9 protein-coding genes and 4 pseudogenes are annotated in these 10014 nt (G+C 61.1%); 4 read left to right on the top strand and 9 right to left on the bottom strand.

Features of this window, described 5'->3' with window-relative positions; genetic code table 11:
- Positions 1-139: 139 nt before the first annotated feature.
- The gene (locus tag NKJ20_RS20950; protein WP_352746530.1) at positions 140-424 is read right to left on the bottom strand and encodes a hypothetical protein; all 285 of its coding nucleotides are present in this window, start codon (positions 422-424) and stop codon (positions 140-142) included.
- A gap of 209 nt (positions 425-633) precedes the next feature.
- Between NKJ20_RS20950 and NKJ20_RS20955 the strand changes: the two are divergent.
- Positions 634-843, top strand: a pseudogene (locus NKJ20_RS20955) (IS630 family transposase); the annotation flags it as partial.
- A gap of 73 nt (positions 844-916) precedes the next feature.
- Here NKJ20_RS20955 and NKJ20_RS20960 read toward each other — a convergent pair.
- Entirely contained in the window at positions 917-1879 is a 963-nt protein-coding gene (locus tag NKJ20_RS20960) for an NUDIX hydrolase (protein ID WP_352746532.1), read from the bottom strand.
- A gap of 147 nt (positions 1880-2026) precedes the next feature.
- Here NKJ20_RS20960 and NKJ20_RS20965 point away from each other — a divergent pair.
- Positions 2027-2243, top strand: a pseudogene (locus NKJ20_RS20965) (3-methyl-2-oxobutanoate hydroxymethyltransferase); the annotation flags it as partial.
- A 261-nt stretch (positions 2244-2504) separates the two neighbouring features.
- Entirely contained in the window at positions 2505-3122 is a 618-nt protein-coding gene (locus NKJ20_RS20970) for a cold-shock protein (protein WP_352746535.1), read from the top strand.
- Here the strand turns inward: NKJ20_RS20970 and NKJ20_RS20975 are convergent.
- A pseudogene (locus NKJ20_RS20975) lies at positions 3097-3639 on the bottom strand (ABC transporter transmembrane domain-containing protein); the annotation flags it as partial. The gene NKJ20_RS20970 and the pseudogene NKJ20_RS20975 overlap by 26 nt on opposite strands.
- A gap of 32 nt (positions 3640-3671) precedes the next feature.
- Positions 3672-5327 carry an MFS transporter gene (locus NKJ20_RS20980; protein WP_352746537.1) on the bottom strand — a complete coding sequence of 552 codons (1656 nt, stop codon included), beginning with the start codon at positions 5325-5327 and terminating at the stop codon, positions 3672-3674.
- A gap of 855 nt (positions 5328-6182) precedes the next feature.
- On the opposite strand from NKJ20_RS20980, the gene NKJ20_RS20985 reads away from it, so the two are divergent.
- Positions 6183-6467 carry a hypothetical protein gene (locus NKJ20_RS20985; RefSeq protein WP_352746539.1) on the top strand — a complete coding sequence of 95 codons (285 nt, stop codon included), beginning with the start codon at positions 6183-6185 and terminating at the stop codon, positions 6465-6467.
- 449 nt (positions 6468-6916) lie between these two features.
- Here the strand turns inward: NKJ20_RS20985 and NKJ20_RS20990 are convergent.
- From NKJ20_RS20990 to NKJ20_RS21010, 5 genes and pseudogenes are all read right to left on the bottom strand, one after another.
- Positions 6917-8000 (bottom strand): annotated as a pseudogene (locus NKJ20_RS20990) (HPP family protein).
- Positions 8001-8644: 644 nt separating this feature from the next.
- Positions 8645-8878 carry an ABC transporter permease family protein gene (locus NKJ20_RS20995; RefSeq protein ID WP_352746541.1) on the bottom strand — a complete coding sequence of 78 codons (234 nt, stop codon included), beginning with the start codon at positions 8876-8878 and terminating at the stop codon, positions 8645-8647.
- A gap of 93 nt (positions 8879-8971) precedes the next feature.
- Entirely contained in the window at positions 8972-9121 is a 150-nt protein-coding gene (locus tag NKJ20_RS21000) for a hypothetical protein (RefSeq protein ID WP_352711326.1), read from the bottom strand.
- Positions 9090-9245: a hypothetical protein gene (locus tag NKJ20_RS21005; RefSeq protein ID WP_352746543.1), complete on the bottom strand. Its 156-nt coding sequence runs from the start codon at positions 9243-9245 to the stop codon at positions 9090-9092. Before NKJ20_RS21005 ends, NKJ20_RS21000 begins: the two co-directional genes overlap by 32 nt.
- A 185-nt stretch (positions 9246-9430) precedes the next feature.
- A partial coding sequence (locus tag NKJ20_RS21010; RefSeq protein ID WP_352746546.1) for a TCP-1/cpn60 chaperonin family protein occupies positions 9431-10014 on the bottom strand: 584 nt, incomplete at its 5' end.

Raw genomic sequence — 10014 nt, forward strand, 5'->3', positions numbered from 1 at the left:
TGCGGGCACGGTAGCTCCTGAGAACTGCGCTAAGTGGTTTGCTGAAGCAAGCTAGTGCCAGGCGACATTAGGTCCGTGTGGCAGCGGAAGGATTGCTTTCGCCACGGTGACTGCGGAGGAGGCGACATGGCTGCACTGCTCATTTCAGGCATGGGACGGAATGTACCGATGACAAAGTGCTGCGCGCTTCGTAGCGACCGCTACCGTGGCTGACTCGCGAACTACTATCCGCCAGCCCAGTCTGTGGCGTCGTCTCGGCTTTCATCGCCACCGCCTTCGCCCAGGAAACGCCCGAGGCCGCAAGCGTCGCCTTGGCAGTGCGGCACCCCGCAAGATGGGTGGTCATCGGCCCTATCTGATCGACGGGGAGCACCGTGCTTTCGTCCTGGGCGAGGTTGAGCGAGATGCCAACATGACGCTTCATCAATTGACGGCGGCACTGGCTGAACGTGGTCTCCTGCGAGCGTCGGTCGCTTCCTGCACCGCGAGGGCAAGAGCTTCAAAAAAACCGTTCTGCCGGCCGAGCAGCTCAAGCCAAAGCTGATGCGCGGGCGTGCGCAATGGATGCGCTATCAGACCCGCATTGACCCTACGCGCCTGGTCTCCCTGGATGAAACATGGGTCAAGACCAACATGGCGCCGTTGCGCGGCTGGGGTGTGCGCGGCAAGCGGCTGATGGCCCACGCACCATATGGCCATTGGAAGACGATGACCTTCATCACCGCGCTGCGGCATGATCGGGTGGAGGCGCCTTGGGTCATTGACGGACCCATCAATACGCAGGCCTTTCGCGTCTATGTCGAAACCGAACTCAACAAAACACTGAAGCCGGGCGACATCGTCATTCTCAACAATCCCGGTTCTCACAAGGGCCAAGCCGTCCGCGACATCGTCAGGGCTGCTGGCGCAAGGCGGGTCAAGCCCGCGAGAGCGGCAATTTTGTTCCGGCTATCACCCTCTCGTCGAGAACGGCGTGACGGAAGCGATAAAGTTGCGCCGGCCGGCCGCCGGTTTCCGCGGTTGTCTCACCGGTCTCCTCGACCAGCTCCTGCTGCTCGATCAGCCGGCGAAAGTTCGGCTTACGCACGAGCCTGCCGGCAAGCGCCTCCACGGTGCGCTGCAGCTGCAAAAGCGTGAAGACCGGCGGCATCAGTTCGAATACGACCGGCCGGTATTTGATCTTGGAGCGCAGCCGCGCAATGCCGGTCGCCAGGATGCGACGATGATCGGCGATCATCGATCTGCCCGACACCGAGGTGGGCGCAGCGGAATGTCCGGCGCGTATTGCTTCCTCCACCAGGGCGGCTTCGTAGAGCAGCTCATAACGTTGAAGCGCGAGTTCCTCGTTCCAATGGCGGTCGTCAAAGCCGAAGGCGATCGCCGCCCGCCGTCGTCGGTCGAGGCGTGTCGTAGCGTCGTCAGTGCCATCCGCCCATTCCATCAGGCGCGGCCGCAATTCGTCCAACACGACCGCCGGTGTGCCGGAGCGGTGATCCTCCCACGGGAAATAGTCGTACCAGCTTCCCCAGTGTCGCCCGGCCGGGTCGCCAGCTTCGTCTTGGTGGGTGAGCGCCAGATAGCTGATAGAGACCACGCGGTCGTCAGCGCCAACCCTGTCGCGATCGGCGAAGGTGTAGAGCTGTTCGATATAGCCGAGCGGCTGGCCGGTCTGTTGTTCCACCCATCCCCTGAGGCCCGACTGCAGCGAACGGTGAGCAAGCTCGAACGGGCCGGAGGGCAGGGCGTTTGCCTGCGGGATGGTCAGAACGCAGGGGGCGCTGCTGTCCATGGCGACCACAACGGCGATCAAGTCCGCATTGACGTCGTTGGCCTTGCCTCCAGCTCCGCCTTTCCTAATCCCTTTTGCGCGATCGTCCATGGTCCCCGACGTCGTTGAGCAGAGCCCTGCCGCGTAGGCGGCTGAACCGATTGAATTCCGTTTTTGTCTGATAATTGTCGGCGCGTCAACACCACCCGTCGTGGCGATTTTAGCTCTTCGCAGCTGCACAAAAAGTGCCAACGCGACATCCGTGCTTGGGGAAGGAGGCCCATTGAGTGCGCCGATTCAAAGCTCGTCGATCGACATTGCGACGTTGTTCTCGTCGGCGACAGCGCGGCATAGTTCTCCACGGCTTGGCGTCGACGCTGGGCGTGACGCTGGAGATGACGATCATGCACGGTCAGACCTGCGCCGTGGCCTGGAGCCGGCGCAAATGGTCGTCGACCCGCCGTTCGGTTCCTTTTGAAGAAACCCGGAGCAGGCTTTCCGCAATGCCTGATAAAGCCCTTCCAGTGCGCCCGCGCCAGCATCATCGCACTCTCACTCCAACACAACCTATGCGAGTCAGTAAATCGACTCGGCGGCACTATTGTTTCAGGGGAAATGAATCTAGTTTCAAAGGGTTCGGCCGATAGGCCGGGCACAGCTGCGGTCTTCACGGCCTTTTTGACATAAACGCGTCGCCCGATTGAGATTATCTTGACGGTAGCGCAGTGCGCCATCCATGCCAGTCGAGATGATCATGGGCAAATATCGAGACCATCGCGAGCCACGCCGGCATCGCTATGACGATGACCCCGTTTCCTTTTCGGAACGGACTTCCGAGCCAAGCTATTTTCAGCGCCCGCCGACCGTGGTGGCAGATCCTGTCGATGCGGAGGTATTGTGGTTCACAGTCAGCAAGGGTTTTGGCTTCGTCAAACTGTCGGACGGCACGGAGGCCTATCTGCACGTGCGAGTGTTAGAGGCGGCCGGAAGCCGGGATGTTGCCGCGGGAACGCCTCTCAAGATCACGGTCGAAAAAAGTCCAAAAGGTCATCAAGTCGCGCAGGTGCTGGAGATCGGCGATCACCGCGCGAAAACTCCGTCACATACGCGCGTCGCTGGAGGGACCTTCGTTGAAACCGGTGCGCAGCTGGAGAGCGGGGGCACGGTCAAGTGGTACAAACCCGAAAAGGGCTTCGGCTTCATTGCTCCTGACAACGGTGAGAAGGACGTCTTCGTTCATGCCAGCGCCCTGACGCGCTCAGGGCTCAGCGTGCTGGTGGCGGGACAGAAGGTGTTTGTCGAATGCGGGCAAGGCAAGAAAGGCTGGGAAGTCCGGAGCATTCGCCTTGCCTAGACGGCGATGCATTGCTCGCCTCGACGGAGATGCCGGAGAGCGTCGGGCGGCCGCCCGAGCCCGCGTAGCAGAAACCGACATTGTCGAAGCGCAGCACGCCGTCGGTGACGACGAGATCCCTGGCGCCCGCCGCGTCCTCGATGTCAAGTTCGGCGTCGAGCAACTCGAAGAGCCGCGTGCCGCAGGTCGAGGCGCGCGCGAACGAGTTGACCATCAATCCGAGCTAGCGCACCGGCATCTGCAGAATGGTCATGAAGGTGAGCAACAGGGCCAGCGTGCCGACGCTGATTTGACCTGCGATCACTTTCTGGCCACCGAGACCAGGCCCATGGCGGTCAGGAACGAGAAATTCATGGCGCTGGTGTTGCCGACACGGATGTCGACGCGCTCATTGGCGAGATCAAGGCGCGTCCTGCTTGGCGCCGTCGAACTTTTCCAGCTCGTGCGGCTGCGCGGCGAAGGCACGCACGACACGGATGCCGCCGAGATTCTCATCCATCACCCGGATCTTTAACGATCGCTGATGCCCAGATATGGGAAGGTCAGGCTTCAATGACGGGGAAGGTGAAGGATTGACTGGTCGGGTTTCCGGGCCGAGCTTGTCGGCCGCTCAATCGAAAGCGTCATTTGAGGCGCTTTCTCTCCCGCGTGTAACTGGAAGACACGCTCGTCCAGTTCCTTGTCTACTTCCGTGAGACGATGATTGAGGCGAAGGTAGTCGGTCCAGGTCGGCGTTCGGAATGTTTCTGTCCACTGCATAGGCTTCTGAAGGTTGCGCTGGAGCGTCCAGTTCCGAGCACCGACGCGGCTGTGTACATGACGCCGCTGCCGCATGAGGTCGAGGAAGGCCTCGACATTTCTCTCGGCTATCAGATATTCGATCTTGACCACGATCGGGCCGCTTCTCGGCTTCAAACTGAGAGCGACAGCTGGGGCGTCGAATTCATCCAAAGGATCGGGCTCGGACTCGCGGCGCTCGCGAAGAGGAAACAGAACGCCCGCTGCAGCAACGAGCAGCAGGGCCGCAGCGGAACCCTCTAGCGCCCAGGTCAGCGAATGGTTCTGGGAAACGGTGCCCCACACCCAGCTGCCGGCCGCTATGCCGCCGTCTATTAATGCATAGTAGATGGAGATCGTGCGCCCCACGACCCAGCGCGGGCTTGCCAGCTGCACGCTCACGCCAACCCCGGACCAGGCAGTGACCCAGCCTGCGCCGCCCAAAGCAAGTGCAATTGCCGCCACGCCGATCGAAGAGGTAAGCGCCAGGGAGAGGGAGCACGCCGCGCAGGCGACGCAGGAGAGCCTCATCAGCTGTTCTTGCGACAAGCTCCGTCTGAACAGGCTGTTGGAGAGGCCGGCGAAGACCGCGCCTGTTCCGAAACCTGCCATGAGCGTGCCATAGGCGAGCGGGCCTCCTCCCAACTGGTCGCGGACAATCAGCGGCAGCAGCGCGAGTATGGCGATGCTCGCCAGGCCAAAGAGGGTTCCGCGTGCGATCGCCGCTTTGATTTCCGATGACATCGCCGTGAAGCGCAGCCCGTCATAGATGGCCCTCCTCATCGACTCGCGCGGAAGAGGCGACGAGCGGACCTTCCACTTGCAGCGCCATATGGTGGCCAAGGGTACCAAATAGGTGAGGGTGGTCACGGTAAAAGCGGCCAAAAGCCCGAAGGAGGCAACCACGATGCCGCCGAGCGCCGGGCCCACGGTCCGTACGGTGTTGAAGCCAACGGAAAGCAGGGTAACGGCAGCGGGAACATCGCGCCGGTCCACCATATCGCCAACCGACGCCTGCCAGGCGGGATCGTTGAGAGCGCCGCCGCATGCGATTAAAAAGCTGAAGCCGAGAATCATCCATGGGTCGACAAAGCCCAGCGCTACAACAGCGGTCAGCATCGCAGATGCTATCACCATAAGGCAGCGGCCGGCGAACATAACCCTGCGACGGCTGAAATTGTCAGCGAGAACCCCGGCGAACACGGACAAAATGAAAGCCGGCAGGTTCGATGAAGCCTGCACCAGCGCAACCATCAGATCGGAAGTCGAGATGGTAGCCATCAGCCAACTGATGGCAACAGTCTGCATCAACCAGCCGAGGCTCGAGACTTGCGTGGCGAGCCAGATCGACCGAAAGGTGGGCTGCAAAAGTGGCGCAAAGGTCGTTGGTGCAGCCAAATCTTCATTTGATCCAGCCACCCTACTCATTTTGCCAACCTTTGCTTTCCGTTATTGCCGTTTCCCATGTAATCTAGGCTGAACCGTGGCGGCTAGAAGAATAGAGAGAAACTGTTTGCCTTGCGGCACAGTTCCTCGTGATTAAGGGTTGCGGCCGAGACGCATGTCCGAGCCGGCTCACCCCGCCTTCGAAGACATCACCTGGGTGGAGCCCGGATTCTTGCTTGTAGTTTGACGCAGCATGCTTCATCAACGCGCACTTTGCCGAGCGATGCCTTTTCGCGAAACGCGACGATGTTCTTTCGTCGGAAACTCTCTCCAACGGCGTTCGATGCGCTGAGTCTGGCTTGGGGCGAGGTGAGGGCTTGCAGATCTTAGACAGGATTGATTCCTGATAGACGCAGACGGTTGCCGGGCCGCGATCGAAGAGGCGCGCGCCTTGCTGCTTCAGCTTGAACAAAAGTCTCACGCGCTCACACATGCCATCGACGACTTTCTGCTCGATCTGATTAGGCTGACTTTCATTGTTGAATGTTATGGACGCGGCTTTGAACTTTTGGCGCGAACGCTTGCCCGTAGAAGACTGGCAAAGGTCAGACTTTTTGTCGGGGGCGGTGGACTCCGCCAGGGGAGAAATGACACCCAAAGCCTGATGGCTGAAGCGACGGTCGCCCCGCGTTCCGCACAGTGGCGAAGGTAACGGCACGGCTCTTCGGCAAATGGCGCATCCTCATGGTAGCGTCTGGCCGTTCCCTCTGATGCCTCGGCCTCCCACACCTATCCGAACAGGCCCGATCCTGGAGGGTCCTCGAAGCGGGCATGAGGGCGATAGGCCGCGTGGTTAGGGTACCAAGCGTAGGCGCGGTATTGGGCTGGAAATTGGCGATGCGCGACGAAGAAGTCCGAGATCAACTCGTGCAATGGCAATTCCTAACACCGTGGACGTGTTGGAGCAGCCTCATCCTCCTAGTCAGGAACGTCATCAAGGTTATAGGATTGATGCGCGGCGAACCCTCGGAACTCAGGATCATGTTGACATCGCTGTTCGACAGAGCCGACTTGGCGCAAGGAAGCCACATCGTTTCGGAATTGCTTATCGCATGGTCTATCGTCGGCCTAGTCAAACCCTTGGCGCGGCGAGGAAGCGACGGTCGTCGGCGTGATGCATGACGGGAGTCGGCCGCGCCTCACCAGAGGCGAAATGCAGGAACCAAAGGAAAGGACCACCTGCATGGAATTGCGAACCGCGTCCTCGGCGTCTGAGCCGCGACCCTTGCCAACGATCACTCAACCCGCGACGTAGAGCTTCAACCCAGCCTTGGACACGCGAACCGCGCTACCATCGTTGCAGAGGAGCCGTCCACCAGATGGTTGCACTTGTAGTCCGCACGCCTTTAGTCGACATAGCGGACTGGCTCTGGCCACCGGCAAGGTTGAAGAGTGTTCCGTTGGTGCAGTCGTACTTGGCCTACGTGAACCAGATGCCTGAGCACGCGGTCGCGTTTCAGGGTTGATCTACTCGTAAAAAGGAATTGTCTTAGGCGGAAGGCCGCACTTAATACCGCTATCCTATTGGCGCCCCATCGGGTTCCCGGATTGAGCAAGTCCGGATCACTATTTTATGCCGCTGCCAGCGTTGTGTCGGCCATGTGCACGCGCGCTGCCGCTGCCAGCAGGTCGGTCTGGGTGATCAGCCCAATAATGCGTCGCTCGGCATCGACGATGACCACGGCATGGCTGCGGCCGTCGGTGAGCACCCGGCAGCAGGCTCATCGCCGGCGTATCGGGAGAGGCGGTGCTAGCCTTCGACATCACAGCCCTCACCGTGTCGGTCGCCTTCGTCAGCTCTCGCAGGCCAACTACACCGACCAGCCCGCCCTCGGCGTCAGTCACCGGCAGCGTCCGGATGTTGTGATCGAGCAGCAAATGACGCGTTTGGTCGGCCGGCGCATGTTCATCGACCGAAATCACATCGCGCGACATGATGTCCTCGCACAGCAGGGTCCGGTGGGAGCGCACCATCGCCTGCAACTCGACCTGCCGTAGCAGCCGCTCAAGATCGTTGCGGTCGATATCGAAGGTTTCCTCCAGCGCGCCGAGCGCGGCATCGATATCCTCGGGCTGGAAGCCGACCCGCTCCCGCGCGGGCGGATCGATGGTTCCATGCGCGCTTTTAAGGGCGGGGGCCGCCACATGCGGATAGTTGCGCCGCGACAGTTTATGGATGCCGTAGCCGAGTGCGACCAGCACGATCGAGTTCAGCGCTACAGGAACGAAGGGAAACAGCAAGCCCGAGCTGAAGACGGCCGGTCCGCCGAACACCGCAGTTAAGGCGGCGGCGCCACCCGGCGGATGCAGGCAGCGCGTGAACGACATGGCGGCGATGGCCAGCGCCACCGCAATGCCGGTAGCAAGAATGGGTTCATGCACGAAATGCGCCACGATCACCCCGACCAGCGCCGAAATCGTATTGCCACCGATAATCGACCAAGGTTGCGCCAGCGGGCTTGAAGGCACGGCAAAGAGCAGCACGGCCGATGCTCCCATTGGAGCAACCAGCAGTGCGACATGTGGGCCAGACCCGTTCGCCAGCGCACTGATCACGCCAGTCAATGCGATGCCGATCATGGCCCCGATGCAGGCGAGCAGCCGCTCGCGCAGCGTTGCACCGGCAAGGATCGGAACAAAGAGACGAAACGCCATGGCATACCCTTGGGCGAGTGGTCGGAACTTCGCGCTCCGCAATGCAGGCAAAGCCACAGATTTGGAAGTTAAGCCAATTCGGAAAGTCGGCTCACGGGGGAAAACTTTTGCGCGAAGCGGCCATTGCCAAATGGGTGCAGACATTTTGATCAGCCAGAGGAGGCGGACGGCACGCTGATCCGCTCGAGCGCAGCTAGAGGCCAAGGGCTGCCGTGCCGCGGGCAGCCGGAAATGGGGATGGTCGGAGGTCGAGCTGGGATGGACACTAAGGAATTCAGAGGCTTCGAAAAGCGTGCTGACAATGTCGGCATGGCAAGACAAATCAGGCCCTTGTCGCTCCACTTCCGAGGCGAACTCCAGCGGAGTACGGCTTCTACGCGGTGCTTGGTCTGCCTGTCCTTGTCACCATTGGATTCGTTGGCTGCTGAAACGTCCACCAGTAGCCGCTGAGAAGACGACTGCCGCCAGTGCCGTCGTGGAACCGCTATATGACGGCGGCGTGGTTACAGAGCCGGCTCGTGTCGATGGGGCGGGGGAGCCTGATGTGACGTACATGGTCCAGAAAGTGGCCAATGAAGGTGCTGGCATCGTCAACGTGATCAGGTCACGTAATAGCGGTAACACAACCGCGACCACGAGCCTTCTCAGGCGTTCGATAAGGCGGGAAAATCCGATCGCCGGACCAAGCGCGATTCCGCCACACTGCCACACACGAAACCGATCAGGTCACGTTCCAGGCTCGCCAGAAGATTGGAGCCGAGGCCACCTCGGCTGAACTCTGCCATGCCGCGGGCCGCCACCTCTTCCAGCCGCGGTAGAAAACGTGGGTCAGCAGCGCCGGCATGGGCGAGCAACTCCCAAATCGCGAGCAGCGCCATCGACACCGGGCCGCATATGTCGGCCGATGAAGCGGAAGGCCGGCGGTGCGATGGAAGCGCCGTGCGACAGCCTATCCCGACCTGCAATCGTGATCAGGCTGATCGTGGGGTCTCCGGACGCCAGCGTTGCAGATAGTTTTCGGCAAGCGTGAGCAGGCCGTGGATCACCAATTCGGTCAGGCCGACCACGATCATGGCCGAAAGAACGAGTTCAAATTGAAAGAGCTGACGACCATAGGCCATCAGGTAATCGGAGCCCTTCGAACGATGCGATGAGTTCTACCGCAACCAGGGTCTGCCAGCCGTTGACAAGGCCTTCTCGCAGCCCTGTAAAGATCCACGGCACGGCGGAAGGCAGCACGATCATCGTGAGTTTCGACCAGCGGCTGAACGAAAGGACACGGCCAGACCCGTCTCACGACGACGCCGTTGCGCTTCGCCGCCATCAGCTGGGTAGAGGACTTGCACCTCCAAGCTGTCGATCATGCTCGGCACACAAAAAAGGGCGGCATTGCTGCCGCCCTTTCCGCTGTAGATTGATAGGGGGCTGGATTAGAAATCCATACCGCCCATGCCGCCCATGCCACCGCCGGGCATACCAGCCGGCATGCCGCCGCCAGCCGACTCCTTCTTCGGAGCCTCCGCGATCATGGCTTCGGTGGTGACCAGCAGGCCGGCGACCGAGGCCGCGTCCTGCAGAGCCGTGCGCACAACCTTGACCGGATCGACGATACCCATGGCGATCATGTCGCCATATTCGCCGGTCTGGGCGTTGTAGCCGAAGGTCGCCCCCTTGTTCTCGAGGATCTTGCCGGCAACGATCGATGCTTCCGCACCGGCGTTGGCCGCGATCTGGCGGGCCGGAGCCTGCAGCGCGCGACGCACGATGGCGATGCCCGCGGTCTGGTCGGAGTTGGCGCCAGTGACGGTGATGGCCAGCGAAGCGCGCAGCAGGGCGACGCCGCCGCCGGGAACGATGCCTTCTTCGACGGCCGCACGGGTCGCGTTGAGGGCGTCATCGACGCGGTCCTTCTTTTCCTTGACTTCGATCTCGGTCGCACCGCCGACGCGGATGACGGCAACGCCGCCCGCCAGCTTGGCGAGACGTTCCTGCAGCTTCTCCTTGTCGTAGTCCG

Origin of the sequence: Mesorhizobium sp. M0185, from assembly GCF_040322175.1 — a bacterium.
GTDB lineage: Bacteria > Pseudomonadota > Alphaproteobacteria > Rhizobiales > Rhizobiaceae > Mesorhizobium.